The sequence below is a fragment of the Niabella sp. genome (assembly GCF_030150205.1).
Lineage (GTDB): Bacteria > Bacteroidota > Bacteroidia > Chitinophagales > Chitinophagaceae > Niabella.
Genome location: NZ_JASLGT010000024.1, coordinates 325,581 through 350,705, shown reverse-complemented (window position 1 = coordinate 350,705; position 25,125 = coordinate 325,581). Strand labels below are relative to the sequence as shown.

23 protein-coding genes are annotated in these 25,125 nt (G+C 40.2%); 7 read left to right on the top strand and 16 right to left on the bottom strand.

What is annotated here, in order from left to right; genetic code table 11:
* Window positions 1-42: 42 nt before the first annotated feature.
* The 4 genes from Q1V85_RS18175 to Q1V85_RS18160 all read right to left on the bottom strand — a co-directional run bounded on the left by Q1V85_RS18175 (window position 43) and on the right by Q1V85_RS18160 (window position 3,803).
* Window positions 43-777 (bottom strand): LytTR family DNA-binding domain-containing protein, encoded by a 735-nt coding sequence (locus Q1V85_RS18175; RefSeq protein WP_300601983.1) that lies wholly within the window; start codon window positions 775-777, stop codon window positions 43-45.
* Window positions 778-780: 3 nt separating this feature from the next.
* A complete protein-coding gene (locus tag Q1V85_RS18170) occupies window positions 781-1,875 on the bottom strand; it encodes a sensor histidine kinase (RefSeq protein ID WP_300601982.1) in 1,095 nt (364 codons plus the stop codon).
* Window positions 1,876-1,884: 9 nt separating this feature from the next.
* On the bottom strand, window positions 1,885-3,012 hold the full coding sequence (locus Q1V85_RS18165) for a hypothetical protein (protein ID WP_300601981.1): 1,128 nt from the start codon (window positions 3,010-3,012) through the stop codon (window positions 1,885-1,887).
* Between the two features lie 599 nt (window positions 3,013-3,611).
* The gene (locus Q1V85_RS18160) at window positions 3,612-3,803 is read right to left on the bottom strand and encodes a hypothetical protein (RefSeq protein ID WP_300601980.1); all 192 of its coding nucleotides are present in this window, start codon (window positions 3,801-3,803) and stop codon (window positions 3,612-3,614) included.
* A 288-nt stretch (window positions 3,804-4,091) separates the two neighbouring features.
* Here Q1V85_RS18160 and Q1V85_RS18155 point away from each other — a divergent pair, with 288 nt between their 5' ends.
* Window positions 4,092-4,310 carry a hypothetical protein gene (locus Q1V85_RS18155; RefSeq protein ID WP_300601979.1) on the top strand — a complete coding sequence of 73 codons (219 nt, stop codon included), beginning with the start codon at window positions 4,092-4,094 and terminating at the stop codon, window positions 4,308-4,310.
* A gap of 576 nt (window positions 4,311-4,886) precedes the next feature.
* Here the strand turns inward: Q1V85_RS18155 and Q1V85_RS18150 are convergent.
* The 6 genes from Q1V85_RS18150 to Q1V85_RS18125 all read right to left on the bottom strand — a co-directional run bounded on the left by Q1V85_RS18150 (window position 4,887) and on the right by Q1V85_RS18125 (window position 13,972).
* Window positions 4,887-5,933 carry a CotH kinase family protein gene (locus tag Q1V85_RS18150; RefSeq protein ID WP_300602131.1) on the bottom strand — a complete coding sequence of 349 codons (1,047 nt, stop codon included), beginning with the start codon at window positions 5,931-5,933 and terminating at the stop codon, window positions 4,887-4,889.
* A 12-nt stretch (window positions 5,934-5,945) separates the two neighbouring features.
* Window positions 5,946-6,266, bottom strand: coding sequence for a hypothetical protein (locus tag Q1V85_RS18145; RefSeq protein ID WP_300601978.1), 321 nt, complete (start codon window positions 6,264-6,266; stop codon window positions 5,946-5,948).
* Between the two features lie 83 nt (window positions 6,267-6,349).
* Complete coding sequence (locus tag Q1V85_RS18140) at window positions 6,350-7,639, bottom strand: histidine phosphatase family protein (protein WP_300601977.1); 1,290 nt, start codon at window positions 7,637-7,639, stop codon at window positions 6,350-6,352.
* A 42-nt stretch (window positions 7,640-7,681) separates the two neighbouring features.
* The gene (locus Q1V85_RS18135) at window positions 7,682-9,355 is read right to left on the bottom strand and encodes a RagB/SusD family nutrient uptake outer membrane protein (RefSeq protein ID WP_300601976.1); all 1,674 of its coding nucleotides are present in this window, start codon (window positions 9,353-9,355) and stop codon (window positions 7,682-7,684) included.
* A gap of 4 nt (window positions 9,356-9,359) precedes the next feature.
* The gene (locus Q1V85_RS18130) at window positions 9,360-12,308 is read right to left on the bottom strand and encodes a TonB-dependent receptor (protein WP_300601975.1); all 2,949 of its coding nucleotides are present in this window, start codon (window positions 12,306-12,308) and stop codon (window positions 9,360-9,362) included.
* 218 nt (window positions 12,309-12,526) lie between these two features.
* The gene (locus tag Q1V85_RS18125; protein WP_300601974.1) at window positions 12,527-13,972 is read right to left on the bottom strand and encodes a DUF6377 domain-containing protein; all 1,446 of its coding nucleotides are present in this window, start codon (window positions 13,970-13,972) and stop codon (window positions 12,527-12,529) included.
* 422 nt (window positions 13,973-14,394) lie between these two features.
* Here Q1V85_RS18125 and Q1V85_RS18120 point away from each other — a divergent pair, with 422 nt between their 5' ends.
* Together Q1V85_RS18120 and Q1V85_RS18115 are read left to right on the top strand one after the other, a co-directional pair.
* Window positions 14,395-14,976, top strand: coding sequence for a hypothetical protein (locus Q1V85_RS18120; RefSeq protein ID WP_300601973.1), 582 nt, complete (start codon window positions 14,395-14,397; stop codon window positions 14,974-14,976).
* Between the two features lie 96 nt (window positions 14,977-15,072).
* Window positions 15,073-15,219 (top strand): hypothetical protein, encoded by a 147-nt coding sequence (locus Q1V85_RS18115; RefSeq protein ID WP_300601972.1) that lies wholly within the window; start codon window positions 15,073-15,075, stop codon window positions 15,217-15,219.
* 59 nt (window positions 15,220-15,278) lie between these two features.
* On the opposite strand, the gene Q1V85_RS18110 is transcribed toward Q1V85_RS18115, so the two are convergent.
* The 4 genes from Q1V85_RS18110 to Q1V85_RS18100 form a co-directional block, all read right to left on the bottom strand.
* The gene (locus Q1V85_RS18110) at window positions 15,279-16,253 is read right to left on the bottom strand and encodes a DUF6624 domain-containing protein (protein WP_300601971.1); all 975 of its coding nucleotides are present in this window, start codon (window positions 16,251-16,253) and stop codon (window positions 15,279-15,281) included.
* Between the two features lie 174 nt (window positions 16,254-16,427).
* Window positions 16,428-16,727, bottom strand: coding sequence for a prolyl oligopeptidase family serine peptidase (locus Q1V85_RS25220; RefSeq protein WP_366914017.1), 300 nt, complete (start codon window positions 16,725-16,727; stop codon window positions 16,428-16,430).
* A gap of 83 nt (window positions 16,728-16,810) precedes the next feature.
* Entirely contained in the window at window positions 16,811-17,416 is a 606-nt protein-coding gene (locus Q1V85_RS18105; RefSeq protein WP_300601970.1) for a DUF5683 domain-containing protein, read from the bottom strand.
* 158 nt (window positions 17,417-17,574) lie between these two features.
* Entirely contained in the window at window positions 17,575-18,078 is a 504-nt protein-coding gene (locus Q1V85_RS18100) for a hypothetical protein (RefSeq protein ID WP_300601969.1), read from the bottom strand.
* A 194-nt stretch (window positions 18,079-18,272) separates the two neighbouring features.
* On the opposite strand from Q1V85_RS18100, the gene Q1V85_RS18095 reads away from it, so the two are divergent.
* From Q1V85_RS18095 to Q1V85_RS18080, 4 genes are all read left to right on the top strand, one after another.
* The gene (locus tag Q1V85_RS18095; RefSeq protein WP_300601968.1) at window positions 18,273-18,902 is read left to right on the top strand and encodes a TetR/AcrR family transcriptional regulator; all 630 of its coding nucleotides are present in this window, start codon (window positions 18,273-18,275) and stop codon (window positions 18,900-18,902) included.
* Between the two features lie 533 nt (window positions 18,903-19,435).
* Window positions 19,436-19,849, top strand: a complete 414-nt coding sequence (locus Q1V85_RS18090) for a hypothetical protein (protein WP_300601967.1) — start codon at window positions 19,436-19,438, stop codon at window positions 19,847-19,849.
* Between the two features lie 203 nt (window positions 19,850-20,052).
* Window positions 20,053-20,364: a hypothetical protein gene (locus Q1V85_RS18085; protein WP_300601966.1), complete on the top strand. Its 312-nt coding sequence runs from the start codon at window positions 20,053-20,055 to the stop codon at window positions 20,362-20,364.
* 19 nt (window positions 20,365-20,383) lie between these two features.
* Window positions 20,384-21,334, top strand: coding sequence for a hypothetical protein (locus Q1V85_RS18080; RefSeq protein ID WP_300601965.1), 951 nt, complete (start codon window positions 20,384-20,386; stop codon window positions 21,332-21,334).
* A 28-nt stretch (window positions 21,335-21,362) separates the two neighbouring features.
* Here the strand turns inward: Q1V85_RS18080 and Q1V85_RS18075 are convergent, their stop codons facing one another.
* Both Q1V85_RS18075 and Q1V85_RS18070 read right to left on the bottom strand, forming a co-directional pair.
* Entirely contained in the window at window positions 21,363-24,077 is a 2,715-nt protein-coding gene (locus Q1V85_RS18075; protein ID WP_300601964.1) for an N-6 DNA methylase, read from the bottom strand.
* On the bottom strand, window positions 24,074-24,976 hold the full coding sequence (locus tag Q1V85_RS18070; protein WP_300601963.1) for a site-specific DNA-methyltransferase: 903 nt from the start codon (window positions 24,974-24,976) through the stop codon (window positions 24,074-24,076). The genes Q1V85_RS18075 and Q1V85_RS18070 overlap by 4 nt, the downstream gene beginning before the upstream one ends.
* Between the last annotated feature and the right edge of the window lie 149 nt (window positions 24,977-25,125).

Below are 25,125 nucleotides of genomic sequence, written 5' to 3'. Positions count from 1 at the left end.
TAGTAGCAACATTCTGGCGTCAGTATTCTCCGTTAATCAAATTTATAGCGGCCCTCCATCGTTTAGCAGCTTATGACTGATCAGGTTGAGCAGCTCTGTTTTGTACGTTTTTCCAATGGGTATTTGATCTTCCCGGTTTTTAAGCATCAGAAAATTGTTCTGAATCAGGGAAATTTTTGAAATCGGGATAATGTATGATTTGTGAATCCTTTTAAAATTTGAGGAAGAAAGAGAAGTTTCAATTTTATTCATTGTTGAGTATACCATGATTGTTTTCTTACTGCAGTGGAACGCAATGTAATTATTCTTAGCTTCTACAAAATCAATGTCTACAAAATTTACTTTGAGAATTTTGCCTTTCGATTCTGTTTTTACAAAAATGTAATCATCAGGAATTTCATCGTGGCCGTTTTTCTCAGGTCCGTTTGGGAAATTCCGGATTTTCCTTATGGCCTTCATAAAACGATCAAATGGAATTGGTTTCATAAGATAATCAAGGGCATCAAGATCATAGCTTTCCACTGCGAAATCCGAGTAAGCTGTACAGAAAATGACTTGAATATTCTGTTCCAGCATATTCATTAGTTCAATTCCGGAAATTTCATCCATCTGAATATCCAGGAAAAGTACATCGGGGTGCGTGTTTTTTATCAGTTCGAGTCCTTTTAGGGGATCGGTAGATGTACCAACTAATTCTAAGTCGGAAACCCGCCGAATGTAATTTACTAAAACATCAATGGCAGCCTGCTCGTCGTCGATTACAGCACATTTAATCATAAATTAAGCTTTTACTGTTAAATGAAAAAGATATTGCCCATCCTTTTTTTCAGCATTCATTTCATACCTGTTGCTAAATGCTACATCAAGCCTTTTACTTAGGTTGGAGATACCGATATTGGATGACGAAATCTGAACACTACTTTTTTTAATTTTATTACAACAGTAAAAATATACTTCAGCCGGAGTCAACTTCACCTTTATTGTCATTGGGAATTGAGGGTCGGTCAAATCGCCATACTTAAATGCGTTTTCCACTATAGTTATAAAAGAAAGAGGAGGCACCATGTGACCATTTGGATTTCCTTCTACATCGTAAATAATCATCTTTCTTTCTCCAAACCGAAGGTTATGAATATCTATCAGATTTTGTAGATGATCCAACTCTTTCTGAATGAAAACTTTTCCGCTGTCAAAATCCAGGGCTTCCATCGAGTATCTCATAATGGAAGCAAGCTTAAGTATATTATCAGCAAATTCCGGTGAATAATTAAGGGCCTGGGAAAAAAAGGTGTTCAGCGTATTATGTAAAAAATGCGGGTTTATTTGAGACCGTAAGAACGCATATTCGTACTGTAGTTTTTCCTTCTGGGCTTTCAGCTCCTGTTGTTTTAAGCGGGCATTTTCTAGCTCTCGTTGGGATTTTTCCTTTTCAAGTAACCGGAGATTTTTTTCTTTTCTTATGGACTCCCTTATATAAAAATAAAGCATCGCAAAGGAAAAGAACCGAACATATCCCAGAACGGCCTCCTGGATAAAGGGTTTAAATTGCTTGGATGTATATACCACGATACCAAACTTTGGAAGAATGAAGTAGACATAAAAGTATCCCAATGATGCCATGAGTATGAAAACGATAAAGAATGTTGTAATAGTCCAGGCAACTCCTTTTTTCTTATGAATACCCAGCACGTATAGGCTTATGTAAAAAGTAAGGCAAAACGGAAGTAAATACAGCAGTGTATTGATTATTGAAATATCTGGTTTGGTTAGCAATGCTGCTATATGAAGAAAAATTGTGTAAAGAAGCCAGGCAAGCAAATGCCAAGCCAGAAGCTTTGTGGCTCTTTTATTTATTGAAAGAGATGAGTTGGACACGGCTAGAGGTTAAGAAGCTATTAAAACGCCTTTGTTATAGAGGTCCTGCAATAAAATTACATCAATAGTTTTTGATTTTGTGGGTTGTTTCTGCATTTTGTTTAGTAATGCATACAGTTGCGGCTGAATTTTGTAAGACAGAAGATCCTTCTTGTCAAAAATGTAATTCTGACGGTTGAACTGGTATAGGCCATACCATTTCTCATTAAACGTCAACGCTTTAGGTAGTTGGAACGGTGGTGTTGAAATTTGGCTGCTTCTTTGATTTAGGACGGCTACTTTATACAAATACAGCCAGGCCTCCCATTGCTGTGGATATTTTTCTATGTAAAAACCTGCAAGGTTATATACCTGCTGCATCAGCTTGGAAGGAAACGTTCCACGATCCATATCGGTGTCAGGGTATATAGGGTCAAAAAATCTGATGTTTACTGAAGTCAGGCTTTTCCGATAACAAATAACCGGCAGCACGGGCACCTTTGCTGCATGAGATAAAAAACCTACTCCTTTGCGCACAAAAATTTTGTGGCTCAGGAAGTTGATTTCGCAACAGTTTTCATTTGAAATTGAAGATGTTCCTGCACCAGTGTTCCCGTCGACGTAAACCACAAGGCTTTTACCGGACTTGAGCGCTTTTATCATTTGTAATCCGGCAGCGGGCTGCTCCGCATCTATTAAGTCAAGATGCATCTGCCGCAGCGAATTGCTCGAACAAAAAGCCTGCTGGATAGATTCTCCTTGCTTTTCAATGACGGTTTTAGATACAACCAGGGAAAAGGGGATTTTATTTTCAGCTAAAAACAGATTTATTAATCTGTAGGACCCGATATGGAATGTGCAAATAATGGAAGGAGCACTTTTTAATAAATTAAGTGCGCTAAGTTTGTTTTCATATCGAACCGCATGTAAAAGCTCTGGCATTCCCTGTTCCAGTAGGCTGAGTTTTTGATTAAAGAGGATTTTTTTAAAAATATAATCGTGGTCTTTATACCCAATTGAGGGTAAATAGTTTAATAACGTTGCGCTTGCCAGGTGAAATAGCCGTAGTAAATGGGCACTTGTCTGAACATTAAGTTTTTCATACTCCTGCCATATTTTAAGTAGGGTAAAATAATGTTGCTTTAAAATCTGGTTCATGATAGAAAAATTTATAGATTAAAAAAGGAACCATTTGGGCTCCTTAGTTTGATTTTGAATTACTTTCCTTGGGTCAGGTTTGAGGATAACAGGATGTTTCAATGGGAACATCTGGCCCGATGACCTGGTCCATACTCATTCCGTTTTCGAAGACTGAAGTAAGCATTGGCATAGTACATTTTTTAGAGGGTTTAGAAATTTGTTTGCACCCAAACTTCTAAAGTTTTGACGCCCATAAAAAACTTGTTACGTGAAGGGATTAATGCCCTATGCAGACAGCTTTATTAGAAATGTGAATGACAACAAGTACATGGGATCTACAGTTCAGGTATAGCTATCAAATTTCAACCCTGAAGCCGATACACTAATTCTCTTCAGTTGTAGTAAATCCCATTGCGGGCTGTAAAATTTAAGCGTAGAGTTTAGTTGTTGATTGGCGGGTTGCTCAAATAAATAAAAAACAAAAAATAGCCCCTTGTGGAAACAAAGGGTGTAACCAAAACTAACTGCTTATGAGAAAATTAAATATCTTATAATCTGCATTTCTAAGAAGATATCATTATAACGGCTATCTTAAGAAAAAATTGTACTTCGGGTTTTCATTTTTTTGGATGGATCTCTTCAATGCCATGTTGCATTAACCATTTTGCGAAGGCAGTAACATCTTCCGGCTTAAAATGAACAACGTTTCCTGATGAAAGCATAAGTGAAAATATTTCAGAGGCGAAAACAAATTTTTTAAGTTCTGATGAAGTGTATTCAAATCCTGGAAAACGATCCGGTGGTTTCATTTTTGGTTCAAATTTTCTGGTTGCGTTTTTTGGTTAAGTATATATTCAGTATAAATTTAATGAATTATTTGTAATAAGTTCCTATCTGAGCTTTAGCTGGGAGCTTTTTTGTTTTTAATGAGCATTTTCTCAAATAAAATTGTTGAAGATTAGGAAATATTGTAATTTGAGCGTGGTGTTTTTCATAGGTTAGCAACGGCCTGTTTTGTCCAAAACGGGCCTACTTTTAAACTTATAACGATACCAGTAAATTCCCCGGTTGGTAATTTCTGGAAAGCAAGCAACAGTATGGACTTTAATGAAAACAAAAACAAAACGCTGGCAAAGATTTACAAGGAATATCCGGACGCTCGAAGTGCGGACCTCGGCGCGTTCCGTGGCGATGTTGGTTTTTGGGTTATTCTAAAATGCGGGGCCGGGATTTTTTACCGACTAATAGAGCCTGCCAAATTTGCCCCCTCCTCCCCGGAAGCGGGTAAAGATCTCTTCTGGCTTTTTAATGAGTAATGGTAAATTATAAGGTCTGAAATCCTGAACTTATTGAAAATACATTTTTTATGCCTTCTCAATGTTAAGCGATTATTTAAGCTAACATTTCGAAAACATACATTTAGGGTTGTGTTTCCAACGACGAATCTAATTTACTCAAAGCGATACCAAGCGCCACAACAAATTCCTTAGCTTCTAATAATTTACTCTTTTCTTCCCGATGCTGTCGCATGGGTTCGAAAATATGGTAGAGTATGCAATGGAAGTTACAAAGGAAATGACGATGGATGAATATTTATAAAGATCAAAATACTAATAGTATCCGTTGGACAATCACTTAGCCAGGAGGGGATTACGATCAACTTTGTCCTTTAAACGCTACCGGAAAAGTGTTGAGTGCTGTGGGCGGAATTGATTCTAGTGGCGCTAAATTAGTAATACACGCAAAATGAAAGCTGATACTCAGTTATTTCGAATTGATGCCACTAAAAGTGGGTGACCCCTGTATAAAAATACGGGGGGACCCCACTTCGTTTGTCTATGTGTCGTTTTTTGCTACGTCTATTTTGTAGTATAGCATTATAAGGTCTGATCCTAATCACGTATTTGCGGAGGGCGGTCCACGCTGCCGCTCACCTCAAAAAAGTTGTTCGCTCCCTGTCCTAATAACCGGTAGTTGCTATTGTTTCCTCCTGATGACCACCAGGCTGTTTCATCGCGATATGGTGTTTGAGAATGTATTCCCTGTGCTCCGAAAACACAACCGGCGCCTTCATTATTACATCTGTTATGAATTGTTTGATCCCATAGATAATGGATGATCAGGTTTTGCCATTTCTCGATACGAGGAATGCTCCGACTTACATGAAAGGGCCCGGTTCGTGCGTTGGTTAACTCATGAAATGCGTCTATATAAAGCTGCTTAAATTCCTGAATCTGGGTAACCAGCTTGACAATTAGCGGATAACCGGGGTTTCCCCATTGCATAAGATCTTGTTTGCCGGCGTCAATGCCCCAGCCGGTTCCAAGTGTTGCATCAAAATCATTGGGGATTAAAAAAAAGCGTCCATGCGTATTGAAATAAAAATTAAAGTTATTTGAATTGAACCAGTAGTCGTCCATGTTTCCACAGATGACATTTGCCATATAGGTGCGCAGCAGCAGGGGTACATCAATTGTTTCAATGGCCCAGTTTCGCAAAGTGTCTCCTTCAAGAGTTACAAGGTTGCGAACAAAATCGGTCAACTGCTGATTCGCCAGTGGACGTTGATTAGTATTGGTTCTTAAGTCATATATATCCCGGTTTTCAATTACTACAGGATCATAGTCATTCAGGGCTGCTTTATTATCACCCTTCCATAAGAATGGGACCCGTGTTCCGGGAACAGGACCCTCTAAAAAAGTCTGTCTGTTGTTGAGATAGTCTTCATCAATAAATTCCTTAAGTTTATAAATTCCGAAATAGCCCGGGCTTTCCTCACCAACCTGTATAAAAAAACGGCACATACTCATTAATGGGCCAGTAGAAATACCCGCTTGTTGCAGAAGATCAAAGCTATATACCTCCCGGACACGCGTGGGATCTTCGCGAATGAACTTCAAGTCAAGGCGGGATAACCCTTCAAAGGTCTGGTTAGGGATATAGCGTGAGAACTATAAAGCAAAGCTGGCCTGTCGCCAAACGGGGTTAACGGGATTGTGGGGCTCGCCTTCATTTCCTTCAGGCCTGCTACGGCTTAAGTTACCGCGAACCCTGAGGCCGATTCTATACAATACTTGATCGGGTATCTGCCGGCTTCCTTTAAAATGGTAGGTTCCTTCGATCCAGTAATTCGCCTCGGGATCTTTGTCGTAGGCGCTTAGCAGATCGTTCCAGTGCGCTACAGTAACGTTCAATGTAACTTCGGGCAGCTCATTTAAATCAAAAATTTGCCGCAATCTGGGGTTGATGTTCCCAATGAAATTGTCGTTCATTTTTTATGGTTTAAAATGTGAAAAAATGCAAAGCAATGCCAGGACGCGGGCGCGCCGGACGTAAAAGGGCAGTAAAAGACGGGTTAGAGCAGTGACTGGTAATAGGCTAGCACGTCTCTCCAAAGATAATAGGGGGGCTGGTGGCATTTGACCGGTGGCACCAAAACTTCGTGTTCGTTTTGCAGGAACTTTACCAATACATCTTTAGAGCCGGACTTTTGGAAAAATACAATCTGTATATTGGCCGCCATTGGAGCCACCTTAAAATCACTCCATACTTTATAATATTGTTCAGGATCGGGAATGCTCCCGTAACTATTTTCTAAATGCAGCAGCATCGCCAACGGGATAATATTGCCATCATGACCAAAACGGAACGAAGCTCCATTCTCCTGGTTTGCGATAACACTATTGGCTTTTTCTATTATATCTTTTAAAAGTGGCTTGGCATTTTCCATCATCATGCACTGGTTAACAGCAGCATTGGCGTACTGTACATAAAGACTATAGTTCCTGCATTGCCAGAGGTTGAAGAGTTCATCTTTTGTGAAAATAGGATACAAAGAAACAGGGCTTTGCATATTTTGTAGATTACTAGCAATATCGTATAGATTCCACATCAAGGTGGCCGCATTTATGTGTGCATTTGCATAACCGCCATCGGCAAATAAGGTTTTTATCAAGCGTTCTGGTTGTATGTGTTCTCTTTCAAACTGAGCGTATGCCACGCGCCAGCCGTCCGGGGCATATCTGAATGCGACAGCCCTATCCGTATGATAATTCAAATATTTCATATGACGGCTATCGGCATCCTGCTGTATTTCGAGTTTCGTATTAAGTTCTTTCAATTGTTCGCAAAAAAGATTCATACTATGTATGCAGCGCCCGGAAGTTGTCGATACGGCAGTTACCTGCGCGCCGTCCATAAAAACATCCTTGTAGTGCAGGTACATACGCCTGGCTATATTCCTCAGCTGACTAATACCCAAAGGGGTAAGACTTCCACCATGCCCTTTAGCAGCTTCCCATATAAGTTGCAGCTTTTGATAAACTGTTTTGCCTAACGGACTAAGGGTATGAACTGAATCGGCCTGCTGAAAGATATCCAATACTTTTTTATACTCGCTGTCTTCTACCAGGTAGCGGGAACCATGGCGCCCAAAATGACTGATATAGAAAGAGTGATACCCCGGAGGCGGTGGCGTTAAAGTGGCGGAGCTACTATCGGGGTAGGCGTAATTGACACCGCCTGATTTTTCCAGCGTTTTGAAAATCTCTTCCTTTGATGTTTGTGCCATAACAATATATTGATTGAAACATACTAAAAAGAGCAGAATTAGGCCACGCTGAAGAGCAAGGGTAAATAAACGCATTTTTGCCGATTTTGATTTTCAATTTTGTTTAGTCTTCTACAACTATTTGAAATCAGGGTTTTGTGTCAAATTGGGATTAACGGTAAATTCATCCTGTGGAATAGGAAACAGTTTAAATTTATCATCCACATCCTTGCCTATATAGTTATTAGCAGTACCGTCACTTCCCTTCCAATCCCAGTTATAGCCTTTTGTAAATCTATTGAAACGGATCAGATCGGTACGCCGTACCGATTCGGTGTGCAGCTCACGCGCGCGTTCATCCAGGATAAAATCAAGCGTCAGCTGGGCGTCATTGATCCTACCGGAAACACCGGCGCCGTAGTTTCCCGATAAATAAGCGCGGTCGCGGATCTCGTTTACATAATTCAAGGCTTCAGCTCTTCCGCCTCCCGCTCCGCGCAATATAGCCTCTGCAGCCATCAGGTAAGCATCAGCTGTACGAAACATAGGGTAATTAACCGAACTATAGGTAGTGCCACCTGGGGCCAGGTCCTTACGGTCCTTTGTTACATTGCGCCACTTGATGCATGCGTACCCGTTGTTGAAATCATTCTGAAAGCTCTTACCGGCAACCCAGGTAGCCTTGGTGTGGCCGATAGTAAAGAATTGCGCGCGTTTGTCCTTCTTTTTATCGCCCCAGGTATCAGTGGCATCAAAGGTTTGGTCAGATAACTCGAACTTGTCTACCAGCTGGGTTTTTACCCGCGCATTTCCCCAGCCCCGTGCACCGATCCCCGTGAGGTAGTAATTGCTCATATCTCCATTGATGAGCGCTTTGATTAAAAAATTGGTACCGGCGCTATTAATGGTATTGTTTTGGTCCTGTGCCAATGGCCATATAATTTCTTTGCAGGTATTATTATCTGCGAGGAATATAAAACGGTAATCCGGCGCCAAAGGATAAGTGCCACCGGTAATAATACTTTTAGCATACTGATATGCTTTTTCATATTCATTTTTTCCAACCCAAGTTTGGGCATTCAGATATACGCGTGCCAGCAAAAACCAGGAAGCCACCTGGTCCACACGGCCAAACACATTGGTACCGGGCGCTTTTAAGCGTGATTTTACATCCTCCAGCTCTGACACGACATAATCGTAAATGGCGGCCCTTGTTTTTTGTTGAGGAATTACGCCTACCGGCATCGTTTCGTCAATAAACGGACCGGAACCATAAAGATCACACACCATGCTATAACAATAGGCGCGGATGAAGCGCACTTCTGCGCGGTATGCCTCAATTTCATTTTTAAGCGTTTCGTATAAACCACGATCCTTTAGCTTGTCGTCTGTTGCTTCGCGCAAAAATTCATTGCAATAGGCAATAGACATATAGAGACGGTAATAGGAGTATTTCATGATCATAGTGGAGGGATTCCAGTTCAGGAACAACAGATCGCGGGAGCCCTGCGAACTGCCGGAGTGGAGCGCAATTTCATCGGTGGTACAGTCCTGCAAATAGAAGAGTGCACGGGTATAGCCACTATACCCCACATCCAAACCACCCAGGTCGCCATCGCTATCCGGACCCGCCTGGCCGTTTAAAATAAGTGAACCGTAACATTTAGCTAAAACCCCCTGGTAGCCAGCAGCTGTTTTATATACATCTTCGTTGATCAGTTGCTTTTTATTAAGCGGTAATGTATTCAGATCTTTAACGCAGGATGCGAGTAATACACAACTAAATATATAAATAAGATTATTGAGTTTCATAATTTCAAAAGTTAAGGTTAAATGACAGGGTGTATATCCTTGGACGCTGATAAATATTGTTGTCGAGGCCCGTATATATCTCCGGATCTACTCCTGAGTAGTTTGTAAAAGTGTGCACGTTTTGCGCGCTGAGTGCAATACGCAGGCTGGCGTCCTCCTTCCACAATTTTGGAAGGGTGTAACCGAGCGTAATGTTGTCCAGCCTGTAGAATGCTCCATTCTCCAAAAAGAGATCTGAAAAATACCGCTGCTGGGTAAATCCTCTATTCAATGCTGCGCGGGAAATATTACTTGATACTTTTTCAGAACTGAACAGCGAAATGAATGCCTGGTTGGCCTGCTGGTAGTTGAATACATAGTTACCAAAGCTGCCGTGGCCGTTGATGCCCATATCTATACGCTTGTACCGCAGCCGTGTGGAAGTACCATAATAATAGGGTACCCTGGAACTTTTGCCGGTTATGTATTTATTGGCATCCTGCTCACTACTGGTAATGCTGCCGTCTTTTGACACATACTTACCCTCAAGCGGTTTCCCGCTATCATCATACGCTTGTTTCAATAAAAAGAAAGTATTCGGAGTTTCACCTACTTTTTGTACCTGGAAGTCATTGCGACTGATGGTGCCGGTTTTTACATAATTGTTTTCGGTATCAATGGTGTTGAGTTTTTTTATTTTAGCGGTGCCATAAGTGAAATTGCCGTTGATGCTCCACTCAAAATCTGTTTTTTTAATCGGCGTTCCGCCCAGCGCTATTTCAAACCCTTTGCTTTCCATGTCGCCGATATTGGTTTCAATGATATTGGTAAAGTTGCTTCCGGCAGGAACAGCGATCCGGTTCAACAGATCACGGGTATAACGGTTATAGAGATCAATGCTGCCAAAGATCCGGTTCTTAAGGAATCCGAAATCGATCCCTAAATTATAGGTACTGGTTGTTTCCCAGCGGATGTTAGGGTCATACCCGTTGGGACGGTACATGTTTAACCAGCTGTCGCCAAACCGGTACCGGGCGGCATCGGTAGAAATAGTATAGCTGGCAAGGTAGGGGTGGTAGCCGCCAATATCCTGCTGACCTGTTTGCCCGTAGCTAAGCCGGAGTTTGAGGTCTGATATTGTTTTACTGTTCCGGATAAAGTTTTCATCTGCCAGGCGATAGGCCAGTGCAGCTGAGGGGAAATATCCCCAGCGGTTTTGCGGGGAGAACCGGGAAGAGGCGTCTGCGCGCAGCGTACCGGTAAGCAATATCTTTTGTCCGAACGAATAATTGACCCTGCCAAAAAAAGAAAGCAGGTACAGCACATCCTCATCTGGAACTGAAGTATCATCCACTCCCTTTACCACGCTTTTGGGAACCGTTTTGTACCAGAACCGCTGCCATTCGTAACCTGCCATTGCATCTACTTTATGCAAGGGCGTTATCTTTTTTACATAATTTGCATAGGCAGTAAAAATGTAGTTCGTATTTTGGTCATCCTGGGTAAGAAAGCGCCCCCGCCCGTCATTGCGGTTTGAGGTATACATCGAAGGCGCCTTATCAGGAATGGTTTCTGAATAATCCCGTTTGCGTACGTCATAGCCCAGGTTCATATTGAGGCGCAGGTCTTCAAATCCGTGTACTTTATAATCTACTGCGATATTACCGATCGATCGTTTGATCAGGTCCAGCTTATCTGCCAGCTCCAGATCAGCAACGGGGTTACTGGCCGCCAGTGTTACGGGCTTGCCGCCGTTCATCCATACATAATAACCCAGGCCCGTGCTATCTGGGTAGGTTTGATATACTGGTCGCGTAGGATCAAATGTAATAGCACTGCCGATCACCCCGTTCGATACTGGTCGCTCCCTTTCGATACTCCCCTTTAAATTGATATCGAGCGACAAGTGCCGGTTTAAAAATTTGGGAGAAAGGCCCAGCCCCAGGTTCGTGCGCTGATATTTATTTTCTTTCAGGATACCATTCTGATTTGTATAACCAGCAGACAGCCGATAGGGTAATTGCCCGGAATTACCGGTTACAGAGAGATTATGGTCATTCCCAATTGCTGTTTGATAGATCTCTTTTTGCCAGTTGGTATTGGCGGTTCCCAATTGAAAATCGGCAGGTGCGTTTGCCTTTTCTGTAAATACGTTGCGGTACTCGTCTGCGGAAAGCACGTCATAATAGTGCGGCACCTGGCTCAGAGTAATATTGGAGGTGTAGTTTATATGCGGCTTCGATCCGTTAATGCTTCCTTTTTTGGTGGTAATGATGATGACCCCATTGGATGCCCGGGAACCATATATTGCTGTTGCCGAAGCATCTTTCAGCACAGTAAAGGTCTCAATATCGTTCGGGTTGATGGAGCTTAAGGGCGCTCCGCTGCCGGTGGGTACCCCATCGATCACGATGAGCGGATCGTTGGACGCTGAAAGTGAAGCGCCCATGCGGATCCGGATAATGCCTTCACTGCCAGGTGCCCCGCTGCCGGGCACAATATTTACGCCTGCTATTTTCCCTACCAGGGCATCCTGCGGCGTTACCTGCAAGCCTTTATTCAGGGGATCAGGTTTGAGTGTAGCAAGCGCACCGGTTGCATCGCCCTTTTTTACCTGTCCGTAACCGATCACTACTACTTCACCCAGGTTTTCGGCAACCGGGTCAAGTGAAATAGCCAGGACCGGTTGATCGGTTTTTATTTCGGCAGTCTTATATCCTATGCTCGAAATAGTTAAAAGCGTATTCCCGGCCAAACGAAGCTGAAAATTGCCCGCGGAATCCGTGAGCGTTCCCCCGTTTCTTCCCTTAACTGAAATACTGGCACCGGCGATGGCTTTTCCGGTCGCCCGGTCTGTCACTGTTCCTTTAACACTTATTAGCTCCTGGGCAGTTGCCGTAAAGCCAAAGCTTAGCTGTATGGCAAGTAAAAGCACAGGGATCAGCAGATCTCTTTTCCGGATAAACGAATTCATGATTAAATTAGATTTGAAAATTTTGGTGATGAATATGGCATTGCTCGCTTCACCAAAAATATCAGCAGGTTCATCCGTTTAGAACAGCAGTAGAAACGAAAAGTAGGCAAAAAGCTAACAACAATTACCTGTTGATATTGATAATCAACAATATATAAGGCACCTCCAGGCCTCATAAAGTAGAAGCCCGGAACGCTTAAGGTAGGTATGAGAAGGCATTACTTCCCGATTTGCTGAATTTTATCCATAAAATCATCGCGTGGGATAGCCAATTTGTTCTTTATTTTCAGCTTATAATTATAAACGGTTTGGGGAGAATAATGCAGGAAATCGGCAATCTTACTGCTGTCGGAAATTCCCAGTCTTACCAATGCAAATACTCTTAGTTCCGGGGTAAGAATGTCCCCGGTCCTGGGCAATACCTGCTCATCTTCTTTTAGTAGTTTATTGAATTCCTCTATAAAACGGGGATAGATATTCAGGAAAACCGCGTCAAAGTTCTGGAAAAATTCCCTGAGCTCATTGGTGACGAGCGAAGCTGTACCAGTCATTTTTAAGGCCTCATCGGTTTGTTTTGCCTTTAGTTTTTTATATAAATTGATGCGGTAATTTTCCAGCTTATTAATATATGAGGAGCAAAGGTTAAATACATAGCCTATGTAAACCTCCTTTACCTGGTCCGATTCGGATAAGCGCCCGTTTAGCTCTTTGAGCTGTTCATTGATCTGCGTTAATTCGCTATTTTTCTTTTTCACCAATAACTCTGTTGCGGAGATCTTTCTTAACTGCTTATATATGAAAGCCGCAGCGAGAAATAAACCCACGAACAATACCGAAATCGCTATCAAATACCAGGAAAGCGTGTTTTTTTCCTCCTGCATCTTTTTATTGTAGGCCGCTACAATGATTGGGAGCGCCTCTGATATCTCGATCATCCGGTACCTGGCTTTGGCAAAATGAGCATCTTCCATCGCACATTTAATATAAGCGTAAGCTCTCCCCAAGTCGCCCTCCTGGTACAATAAAACGGCCAGCTTGCGCAAGGCAATATAGCTTTTCGCTGCAGCCCTGATATCGGTTAATGCAGTTATGGCCAGGTACTTTTTTTGCTGTTCCATATTGCCAACCGCCTCATAAGCCGACGCAAGGCCATAGGCTACAGGCCCCGTTTCAGCATCCTGCGTTTTTAATTGCTTATAACAATTGGTCATAAATGCTAAAGCGCTAGCAGCCTGGTTATCATCTATTAGTTTGGCACTATAGTTTAATTTATAAACAATGGAGGCCGTATCATAGGTTTGAAGCAATGAGTCCTTGTATAGCGCAATTAAGCTTTTGTACCGGTCTTTTTCTTCCTTTGCCAATGCGCTTTTCCATAAGAGTGAATAAATTGAGTGGTATACATGAAAATAATACCCCCATAAATTTTTATCCAGCTTCGTTCTTTTCAAGCGATCAATGATGTCAAACGTTTCTTTGTACATTCCCATTTTGCCAAGCATTTCTGCGATATTCATTTCGGCCTCATATACCCGTTGCTCATTGTTTAACTGGAGCGCTATTCGTTTTTTTTCTTTGGCAAGGTTCAGCGCTTCATCCAAATTATAATGGCTATACGCCTTATATAGCTGGTCATATATCTGATACCTGTCTTCCGGGCTCAAATTTTGGTTAGCAATTGTTTGCAAACTATCTAAAACAAATTCTTTTGACTTAGTGTATATGTCCCGCTGCAATATAGCTTTGTCTAAAAGCTTTAACAATGAATCGGCTTGATTTTGAGAATGTGTTATAGAGCAGTAGTGCAAACACAAAAACAAGAGTACCAATTTTCTCATATGCAGTTTTTAAAGACAATAAAATATGAAATTTTCAGCCAATTGAAAAATCTAATTATTGAGCTAGTGGAGACGAAACTATTTCCACAATGCTGATATCGGGGATTCTCTTTCTTTTGCAAGTTCTTTAGACGCCGACATGCATTTACTGTTAGTTTCCTGACATAAATACAGGTAATGGTTTAAAATGAGATGTAGCCACCTGACCCTTATTCCAAGTAATTTCTAAACCAGTCAAACAGTAAAATATGAGAATCACAATGGTCATTTGCTTATTATTTATAACAAATTCTATTTTTTCTCAACCAAGAGAAATACATACCTCCGTTGATAAGAACGGAGCTCACGTAACCGAAATCAAGGAGGTGCGAAGCGGATCTAGCGGCATGGAAAAACCCGGAAACCCCAGACCCAAGGACATTGATCGCCAGCCTTCTGCATCTTCCGCCAGTCCATCCCAACCAAACGTTATTGCTGTTCCCGCTCCCCCTACTGATGCATTCAAAATAACTTTATCTTGGATAAAACAAATGCAAAACCATTTAAAAACCAACAAAGCAATCAAGACTTTAATTGGCGCTAACCCAATTGTTTCCTTACTGACAGGAAATCCAATAGAATTGGCCTCGGCAATTTCATTAATGATTTACAACGGAGATGTTGAGGGTCTACCAGCCACTTTTAAGGGTTTGGACGATAACACCAGGAGACAATTAGAAGATGATGCAACAGGCGCTGAACTAGAACTGGAACGAGAAATCCATGAAAAAGCTGAAAAGAAGGAACCAACCGAAAGAGGACGGATTACGTTGAAGGCTGATATTTTGTAATTGGCAGTATCTGTTGCCGGCGATTTCAACAACTGGGACTACGCACATTCAGCATTTCAACTACAAAAAACAGAAACAGGCAGTTTTATCTTAAAAGTGGGCAAAGCTCTATTAGGAAAGCCAGAACAAAAGATCCGGTTTGGCTTTATGATCAACAATAAATACATGGTGGTTCCCGGGTTTGCCATTGGTAACCGCGAAATGGATGATAACGGGCAGATGCGTTTATTTATACGGCTTTAAAACGATTTAAATATGACTATGAAACACGGGCTATATTCACCGCTCATTTAGACTTTTAATCACTGGCGCATCGGTCCAAGCCCAATTCCTTTCCTTAAATTGTTGACGTTTACGGGATCCTGAAGAGGGTACATTATTTCTTTTTTCTTCACCGGGTCATAATAAAATTGTGTACCATATAATTGTTTACCGGTTGTATATACATTGTATCGGTCAATATACAGAGCATACTGCGCTGCGCTGATCTTCTTTTCCGCATAGGCAGTTTCAATCAAAGGTTTGAACTTTTCCAACTCAGGGCTATTGCTATGCTGGATAACCAGGAAAATGGCGCTGCTTGCTTTTGAACCTATTTTGTCGGTACCCAGCCATCCATATTTATCTAAAATTTCATGAATAATAGTACTATTCTTTTTATCGTAATAACCGATGCTGTCTTTAAGTCTTGAACCCATGCTTCCATCTTTTTCATTTTCTGCATTCATAAGCTGAGATCGAAAAAGCTGATCCTTATCATATGCATTTTCTAACACCGCTCTTACTGAAGCATACTTTATATAATTAACATCCTTCTGGTGTAACAATCCTATCAATTCCTTTTGATGAATACTAATAAATTCCTGCGATCTGAAATCGGGTTTAAACCTTGCAGTCAATAGTTCAATGAGTTTAGGATCGTCATCATATGTTTTGCCAACAAAATTGTATAGATTATAGGTCGACGGATATGATTTGTTCCAATACATATCGGACAACCACACTATCGCCTTGCGGATGTTGTCATCCATCACTTGTTTTTTGGTCGTGTCTACCACTTTATAAAAATAGAGCAGGGCCCTATTCTCATAATATTGCTGACTGTCAGGATTTGAAGTTCGGTATCGTGCGAAAAAATTTGCTTTTGCACTGTCGAAATTATTCTTTGTGCTATCATCGTTATTGAGCCGTAGTGGATCAAAAATTGGTCTTGGGCTTGAAAAACAGTTCAAAGCAACAAGTCCGGCGAATATAAAAAGCGGTACTAATTTTTTCATGTGGTAAAAGAGAGGGGTATGAACATATTGATTCAGTCAAATAAATATTTTATAAAGCCCTGTTATCTAAGAAGCCGACTGAAATTTACAGCTATTTTATTAAAACTAAAAACTTAGTTTATTTGATTTCATTTATTCTCAGTTTTTGATGCCCTGTAAATCCACATTTGTACTTCAACGGACTTTAATCGTATTGATCCAGTTAATAGCACCAGTAACGGGCTCCTGTGATCCGGAAAAGGCCATATTATGTCCCAGGTTTGGAAACACACGGTATTCGTATCGCTTGCCCTTTGCTTTAAGTGCGTCAAGATGTTCTATTGATAAATGTACCGGTACCTGCACATCTTTACCCCCAAACAGCCAAAGCCCCGGAATAGAGAGAGTGGCGAGCGCACCGCATGGATTAGTAGCTTTAATGGCATCAAATTGTGAATGAGTCTTGGAATGACCATAGGAATTTACGGAATAGATGCCGGGTGTCAGTATATTTCAAAAGATCATAACAAGGATTTGCTAATTAATTTCGCCCATTCAATGCCTCCTAAATTTATGTTTCATTTAAACTGAATTGCCAAGCCCATTCCTATTTGATTGTTCGTATTCAATGGTGGCGGCTGGATTTTTAGGGACAATTTTTGGCCCACATCGAATGTACTCAAATGGGCATCTACTGTTGCATCTACTACATTTAAAACCCAACCTAAAAGAAAAAAGACAAGAGAGTAATCCATATCCTGCCTATATTGCCCTCTATTACTTTGAAGTCCCTGGGCTTGGATTCCCTGTATTAAAAAAAATGGTTCTTTTAATTTTTCATGAACTTTTGGGAAATTGGGTCCGGTCAGGCTATCCCTCCCTTGTTGAATATTGAACGCTACGGAGTACGCATATTGAAAACGCTTGAACCATTTGTAGTTATAAACAAAGAGACCAGCGGTTATGCCCAATTCCGCGTATACAATTGGCACTTTCCAGATTTTCCGATTATAAACTTGTCCCCATCCTGGTAAGATTGCAGATCGAATGGTTGCTTTAAAGGGATTCCGGTATCTGGGATCTTTTCTTGCTACGCTATCGATATAAACATCTTTTTTATAAGTCTGGAAAGCCTTTTTGTTTGGGATGGTATCTTTTTCAATCAACTTATTTTCTTGCTTCATACTGTCTCCAGTTTGTGCAATTGAATTGGATTTTAAAATAAAAAATAAAAAAACGAAAACTACTATTTTATAAGGTATTAGCATGTTGCAAAGAAATAGATGATTTAATCTCCCCGTGCACACGGCTGATAAAACAGCACGGCATTGGAACCGGAGTATTAGTCTTTAAAATCTTTCAAAGAGAAGAAATCGTAGCGCACATCAAACCGCCCCTTAAAAACAATACTTTCTTCTGCTGTATTGGGTTGATCAACTCTTTTTAAATATAAAACGAAGTCACAGGCAATTCGCTGTTCAGGATCTTCAAAAAGAAGCAGTTTCAGTTTGTTAGGTTTGTCTGTTTCAAGCAAGTATCTTTCTGAAATAGCTGCACTACCATAAAAAGGAGCACTTTGTACAACCGCAGAAAAATCTTTTACTATTCCGTCTAATGGAATATTCTTCTTTTTAAAAGAAATCGTAAAAGTTTCGGTACCCTTTCCTGATATTACATGAACAATGTCTTCATCCACATTATAGTGTGCACTAACACCTTCGCTCACCCATGGTGAATCATTTTTTGTTACAGTAATTTTAGACTTCGGTTTTTCTTCCTTAACAGCTTGTTTACTGCAACTTGCTATTGAAATCGCAATTAAAAAAAGAAGCATAAAGTGTTTCATCAGAGAATAGTTAAGGAGTGGTTTTTTGATTTTTTTTGGCAAAAGTTTCCACTAAGGTAATTATAAGTTACCAAATGGTAACAAAATATAGTAAATTTGATTTTCTTTTCCCGGCCTCGAAAATCGTCAATTGGGAGAAAGAATATATTTGCTAAATAAGAAAATTCCAGGAGTTAATTTAAAAACCGGCACTCGTGACAACAACAATAATTAAAAGGAACAAAGAAAAGACAAAGCAGAAATTAATTAAAGCTGTTGGCAAAATATTGCGGAAAGACGGTTTCCAGGCAATTAAAATTAATAAAGTAGCTGAAACGGCGGGCGTAGGAAAAAAGCTCATTTATGACTATTTCGAAAGTCTTGATGGGCTTATTAAGGCTTACCTGAACCAGGTTGATTTCTGGAAACAGGAACAGGCGGTATTCGATGAAGACACAATGGACTTTTTCGGGCACTCGCCAAATGAAGCACTTTTTGAGTTGCTGAAAAATAACTTTGAGTATTTGGAGAAATCTGTTGAAATGCAAAAGATCATCCTATGGGGGATCAGCGAAAAAAATAAATCAATGCAAAACCTGATTGAGGAGCGGGAAGAATTTGGAGAAAATATTTTTAAATTAATGGCTAAACCTCTTAAAGGTTCTGATGTCGATTTCAGAGCTGTAAACGCTATATTAGTTTCGGCCATTTATTATATGACGCTACATGCAAAAACTAATGGTGTTACTGTTTGTGGAATCGATTTGGCCAGAAAAGAGGGGAAAGAGAGAATTTTCAATACAATGAAGCTGTTTATTAATTTCTGTTGTCAGACCAGGAAATAATAATTGCTGAAATTACAAACCTCTTTGTTGCAAATTTTATCTTCATTCAGTTATACCCCAAGCCCCCCAATTCTTACCAGTTTTTTAGGTCGCAAATTAAAAATGCTAAGTGCCCTGCCGAAAGAGCCGCGTTATCACATACAATAATGATTTTTGAAAAAGTGCTCATAGTTTAAAGTAATTAGTTCGGTTAATAAAATCTCAAAAATTAGCATTTTTAATGGCTGGGTTTTAAAAAATTGGCTTCCCAAAAGTTCGGTTGCTGCAATTCTCAGGGAAGCCAAAGTAGGTTTACAATGCCATTGTAAGATATAACCAAAACAGTCATATTTCAAATCTTTTTAATCATTGGCGTGTCACGAATATTAGTGACAATGGTACCGCCTGCTTTCTTAAAAAAACTATTTTTAAAGTCCAGAGCGAAGCATATAGATTGCTGAACAATTGCTGCCATATCTTGCCCGGTTGATAAACATATGCAATACTAATATGAAAAAAATTAAAGCTATTTTAGTTGTCATAATCCCAGTTTTATGCTGGCTTGCTCAAAATCAAATGATAAAGAGGATCCGACTTATCCAATTCATATGTATTGCAGATCAGCAATTCAAACGCAAAAAACAGCCATTTCCCTTAAATTTAAAACAAGCCTGCAAACTGAGCAGACCGTGGTGACACCTACCAACAGTTCTGTCGTAAAGGTACCTGTAAAGGCGGCGATTGGCGAGTATGTCAGGTTTTCTATCTCTACTAACAATGCAGTCATTGTGAAGGTTTACGATCCTAAAGGCGGACAAGTTGTGAAATATAGTGGCTTCTCTACCATTGACCCTACAGTTACAAATGCTATCGTTTACGACTTTATTGCATTTAATCCTAATGATCAAAAAACGAACCCTTACAGTATAAAACAGGCACTGCAAAGACCGCTGTGGATAAAATTCTGAATAAACCTTACTTAGTTGACAAAAGGTATTTTATTGAAAATGGAGAGTACGCTCTTGTTGATGTAAAGAAGGCCATGGTTGCAGCCGAGCTGCTATAAATCAAAAAAACCTAATATTGGCTTATTTTTGTTTAAAGATTAGGTAGAATAAGCTGGTACTTAATTATTGACTCTATCTTGCACCAAAGGTCAAATAAGTCTATTATGGTTAAAAATGATACATTTGAGAGGACGGCCGTAACATTAAAGATGATACTTGAAAAAGGGATTTTACAAGCTAATGTAAAACTGACATCGATGTCCAACCCAGAAGTTGAAGGAGTATTGAATGAAGATGGCTCAATAACGGTAGTAGCAAATGGCAAAAAAAAAATATTTTCGTTCCCAAGCGGGGCAGCAAGGTACATTGAACGGAAAAGTATTAATGGATGGATTTATTGGCAGATTGCACTAAAGGATGTAAAGTATAATTTAAGTCATTATAGAGACTTGTATATTAATGCCATAAATAAATAGTAGTTATCAATTTGTCAATATGCTTATCAAGCCCAATTTATCAAAATGTTCAGATCGGCAAGCTATGCCTAAAAGGCATCCAACAGGTGGTAGCCCTGAAAAATGGTTTCGAAATGAGCTATTGTTTGAAAACAATCTCTTTGGAATTTCCTTTGACTTTTTTATAAATTGGTCTGCTACGCCGTTCTCATTGACGCCAGAAGTTTGGATAAAGCGAATACTAGATACTCCTTACGAATATAGCGATGTACTAGATAATCTTCCGAAAATTATGATTGATGAATTCGGATTGGAGTATCTTAACAGATTATGGAATTTTTCTAGCCAGCATGGCTTGGCTACTCGATTTATTATTTTTAGAGATGATTACAATTGGGGAAATCAAATGAGTTCTATTTTGATTCTTACTTTGACATCAAAGGACACTTCCAATCTTCAATTTAAAGCAGAAGTTGTTAGCATAGAAGACTTCAAAAAATTGATAAAACAACATTCGGGAGGGCCAGTACAAATTGGGAGCAAAGGTTTAATTTATGGAACATCTAATTTAGAATGTTTCCTTTCCAAATCAGATAGTTTATATCCTGGTGACGTTGATTTAATTCTTTTAAATAACAACTATTTGCCCGTAGCCATCATTGAGTTTAAAAAACATACCCTGTCTTCTTCAATTGATGGACAAAAATTATCGAACTTTTACCCACACCCGGATAAACGGAAGTATGATAGACTTGCTATTCTTCGGGACTATCTAGGTCGCCCGAACTTCAGTATACCTATTATTGTTATTTATTATCCTACGGCGGAGATATCAACTGATGGGAGTGTAGAGCTTATCGGTGGATCAGTTGGTAACCTACATTCTTTGGAAATTTTCAAATTTTCACTTCCTATTAACGAGTCTAAAGAACAAGAAGTAGCAATAATCAAGAAGAGTATTGAGGCTATTGAAAAATACAAAGACTTCTAATAATGAAACAGTGTCAAATTCTTTGAATTTAGTCAAGAGCTGTTCTGCGAATTTCAACCAAGGCTAAAAGTGCATCATAAATCTGTTGCCTATCAACGGTTAATCCGAAAGCTTCTATAACTGTATCGTCCAATGTTTGCCGATCTGGTTGTTCCAGCTCATCAGCTACGGGTAAAATATCTCTTTTAGTTAAAGGCAAGAATGCTTCCTTTATTTTCTGGATGCTATTGTCATCAAGCTTACTCACATCAAGCACATGCATGTAATTTTCAATACGATCTTTATTAAGATCAAGAGCGCCCAATCCCCTGCCAAATCCCATTCCTTCAATGATAAACATTGAAATAGTGCAATTCAGTATTGCATGATACAGGTCAATATCAACAGATGTTTTAGGGATCAAAGGAACAAGTCGCTGATCTGCAAAAGCAGGAGGATCGACTTTGCCAACAAAAAGGCGATCATTATAGTTTATAAACATTACCAATTCTGCTAAATCATCAGCATCCATTTGATACCACAATTTTCCTGGCTTTGTCAATTTGCTTACGACTTCGTCCGTTTTAAATCGCTTTATCCAATTAAGAGCGCCATTGTGTCCTAAATCAGCAAGTTCTTCTTCTGTTTTTGGGCATGAAAATGCCTCTTTTGTCGCCTTTGCACTCAATCGTTTAAAATGTGAAGGACCCTTAGCAAGTGGTTTAATATATTCGGGTTCGATATTATGCCCGGGTTTAGGATAAAACAAATCATTCTTTCCTCTTCGCTCGCCACGTTTGATAAAAAATGTATTTTTTAATGGTGCCAAGGGAAGATTTAAGATCCAATCACAATTTACAAACTGTGCATTTCCTCCTAATCCCAAATTACGAAATCTTTCAAGATCCGAAATATTAACGGCTCTAATCATCATAGTCTCGTTTTGCGTTTGGCCAATTTCGATTTGAGCCGCAGCAATTTGGACAGAGTCCTCGTCCGACATTTCCTCAAGCGGTCTGGTTAATACAACATATTTTACTTCTCTATTTTCAATATCGGTGTCGATTTTCTTGTCCAGTATAAGAATGTTCGTTACCACATCACTATTCTTAAACCATCTACCAGCCCCGGATGTAATAACACATTTCAAGTCATAGTAGCGATTAAGTTGCTTGTAGAAGTCATCTCCCCAATCTGTTCCTAACCAGGCGTTCGTAATTACAATTCCCAATCTGCCGCCTTCTGAAAGTAAAGGATGTAATGCAAAAGGTAAATACGCTGCCACGTCTGCACGTCCAGTAAAGCTTTTGCCCATTCCCATTGTTGCTACTACCTTTTGCAATGCGTTTCCATATTGCTTACGTCCGGCTTGTGCTACAAACGGTAAATTGCTTGTTATAGCCTGAAACGCCCCAAGTTTTTCAGAAAACAGAGTGCCATCAGATGGATTACGAAATTCTATGTCTAAAGTTGGATCCAAATCAAAGGCATCTTTTTTAAAAATTCTCAGAGGGATATGCATAAGATCTGGTCTAGCCAGGGCAAAAGTCGCTATCTGTATCGCTTGTGGGTCTTGGTCACTTGCAAAAACAGTTTTAGATGCCAGATCAGGAGAAACACCAGCAGCCAATTTTTGTTCTAATGCAGCCCGTGCAATTGTTCCACTTCCGCAACAGGGGTCATATATTCTATCGTTAACAACATTCCGAACACATATGTGTGCAAGTAAGCGCGCCAGTTCAATAGGTGTTGGGTATTGTCCTCGTAATTTGCGGGTAGCTACTTCTACCGTTGCTTCTAAAATATTTGATAGCTGTGTTTGATCAACTGAGCCAACGCGAAGGTCTGCTAAAAGCTTATTAAACTGTTTTAGCTGATCCCAGGCCCGATCGGTTATTTGCTCAAGTCCCAGGCTATTAGAAAAAATGGTCCAGAAATTACAATCTTCTGATAACTTCTCAAATAATTCAATAGCTTCTGCTGGCGTTGTTTCCTCGCTTATTGCTGCCACCTGTTGAGCTCTATGATCTTTCTCTCTTAAAATATGAGCAAATAGTATTTTACCAATCCAGTTAGAGATAACCACCTGAGCCAGTACATGCTCCATCAAACTGCCTGCATACTCTGCACGATACCGGTCCCACCAAAGTATCATATTTGCACGTAATACCGCGTCACGCCTTGCTGCATCTTTTAAGGCTTCTGCAATCTGCCCTGCATTTTCCATAATCAAGGCTGTTACGCCACCGCTACGATACGCCTCAATAAATTGGCGCCCCTCCAGGGTACCCCCCTCAAACAAATCGTTTAAGTATTTGAAAACTTCTTTTGCAAGGGCTTCCCATCTAGCTCTATTGCTAAGAATGCCTTGCCGAGTAGTTATGTCAGCAAGATCCGACCAGGTTTTAGAGCGCACAAAATCATTACTTCCAGGATCGAGTATATACAATTGTACATACGCTACATTCCATAAAATAAAACTATCTAAACCAAGGGCCCGTGCTTTCATTTCTGCATTTGTACGAAAATCGACATCATTTATATCTGTATCCGGCATCTTAAGCTCCCACCCCTGAAGAATACGGGCAGTGGTACGATCACCAAATAAAAGCACATCCGGGAACAAGCTACCACCGTCTGTTCTTATTGTTTGTTCCCCTCCAGCATCTTTAATAGCTCTGTTGTTCTGGGTTGATAAACTTTTGAGGACACCAATAAGATCAATGGCCCAGGATCTTTCATTGTAAGCAGTTCTTAAACTCATACGGCTATTTGCGATTCATCATTAATTAAAGCGTTAACATCAACCATGCCACGCTTGTTTAATTGGCCCGCCCTTGCAGAAGGCTGGAGCGCAGAGAAAAGCGCGGGGGTCTGTTGTTTATTTTTGATGGCATCCTCAACCTCTGCCAATCGTTGTTTTGCAACTTTAATATAGTCAATTTGCTTTTCTTTAAATAAATGCACTTCTTCATTTTTTTCAATACCGATGAAGCGCCGCTGCTCAAGTGCTGCTGCAACCAAAAAGCTTCCACTTCCAAAAGCATTGTCCAAAACCACATCACCCTCCTGGGTAAACATGCGAATAAGGTACCGGCCTAAAGCTACTGGCTTTTGTGTTGGATGCCATACCCTGCCGCCGGATTCACTTTCTGCTGTTTTACAATATAAAGTATCTGTTGGGTATCGTTCACCATCACTTTTAACCTGCACCGGTTTAAAATCTCCATAACTACCGGTATACTGTGCCTTACGCACACCTTTATTATACGGCTCTCCCGGGGACATTATTGGAGTATAGTTTGGCTGACTGCCATAAAAAATGCAAATGTCCTCATGCTGACGTAAAGGTTGCTTGCGGGCGTTTAGAAAGTTTGTAGGTTTGCTTTTTACCCAAACAAACTTGTACTTAAACCACTGCTCATTGCTAATTATTAGTTTTGCAGTAAAAACACCTTGGGAAGAAAGAGCAATAACACCTTTTGGCTTTATTACACGCCTATATTCTGCCCACAGCTGATCCAAGGGTATAACACTGTCCCACTTATTTTGGGTTGTTCCATAGGGTAAATCACACAAAACCATGTCAACAGACTCACTTTCAATCTTTTGCATGACTTTTAAACAATCACCCTGATATATTTTGCCGCCCAAATACTTCATTGTTTATTTGTAATTTGCCTGAGGCAAGGTAACGGTTTTCTGTTTATATCATTAATATCCATACAGGCTTAGTTTCCCCTTATTTTGGTGTGGTAATAACCTGGTAAATCTGCTGATAACCAAAGCGAAGATACATCACAGTAGCAAAA

What these genes read in the sequence shown, in the direction of transcription:
- Q1V85_RS18100 (WP_300601969.1), bottom strand. Translation starts at nt 18,078, where the DNA reads ATGAAACACTTTATGCTTCTTTTTTTAATTGCGATTTCAATAGCAAGT.
- Q1V85_RS18120 (WP_300601973.1), top strand. Translation starts at nt 14,395, where the DNA reads ATGAGAATCACAATGGTCATTTGCTTATTATTTATAACAAATTCTATT.
- Q1V85_RS18105 (WP_300601970.1), bottom strand. Translation starts at nt 17,416, where the DNA reads ATGAAGCAAGAAAATAAGTTGATTGAAAAAGATACCATCCCAAACAAA.
- Q1V85_RS18155 (WP_300601979.1), top strand. Translation starts at nt 4,092, where the DNA reads ATGGACTTTAATGAAAACAAAAACAAAACGCTGGCAAAGATTTACAAG.
- Q1V85_RS18145 (WP_300601978.1), bottom strand. Translation starts at nt 6,266, where the DNA reads ATGAACGACAATTTCATTGGGAACATCAACCCCAGATTGCGGCAAATT.
- Q1V85_RS18160 (WP_300601980.1), bottom strand. Translation starts at nt 3,803, where the DNA reads ATGAAACCACCGGATCGTTTTCCAGGATTTGAATACACTTCATCAGAA.
- Q1V85_RS18070 (WP_300601963.1), bottom strand. Translation starts at nt 24,976, where the DNA reads ATGAAGTATTTGGGCGGCAAAATATATCAGGGTGATTGTTTAAAAGTC.
- Q1V85_RS18135 (WP_300601976.1), bottom strand. Translation starts at nt 9,355, where the DNA reads ATGAAACTCAATAATCTTATTTATATATTTAGTTGTGTATTACTCGCA.
- Q1V85_RS18075 (WP_300601964.1), bottom strand. Translation starts at nt 24,077, where the DNA reads ATGAGTTTAAGAACTGCTTACAATGAAAGATCCTGGGCCATTGATCTT.
- Q1V85_RS18175 (WP_300601983.1), bottom strand. Translation starts at nt 777, where the DNA reads ATGATTAAATGTGCTGTAATCGACGACGAGCAGGCTGCCATTGATGTT.
- Q1V85_RS18085 (WP_300601966.1), top strand. Translation starts at nt 20,053, where the DNA reads ATGGTTAAAAATGATACATTTGAGAGGACGGCCGTAACATTAAAGATG.
- Q1V85_RS18080 (WP_300601965.1), top strand. Translation starts at nt 20,384, where the DNA reads ATGCTTATCAAGCCCAATTTATCAAAATGTTCAGATCGGCAAGCTATG.
- Q1V85_RS18090 (WP_300601967.1), top strand. Translation starts at nt 19,436, where the DNA reads ATGCTGGCTTGCTCAAAATCAAATGATAAAGAGGATCCGACTTATCCA.
- Q1V85_RS18165 (WP_300601981.1), bottom strand. Translation starts at nt 3,012, where the DNA reads ATGAACCAGATTTTAAAGCAACATTATTTTACCCTACTTAAAATATGG.
- Q1V85_RS18140 (WP_300601977.1), bottom strand. Translation starts at nt 7,639, where the DNA reads ATGCGTTTATTTACCCTTGCTCTTCAGCGTGGCCTAATTCTGCTCTTT.
- Q1V85_RS18110 (WP_300601971.1), bottom strand. Translation starts at nt 16,253, where the DNA reads ATGAAAAAATTAGTACCGCTTTTTATATTCGCCGGACTTGTTGCTTTG.
- Q1V85_RS18130 (WP_300601975.1), bottom strand. Translation starts at nt 12,308, where the DNA reads ATGAATTCGTTTATCCGGAAAAGAGATCTGCTGATCCCTGTGCTTTTA.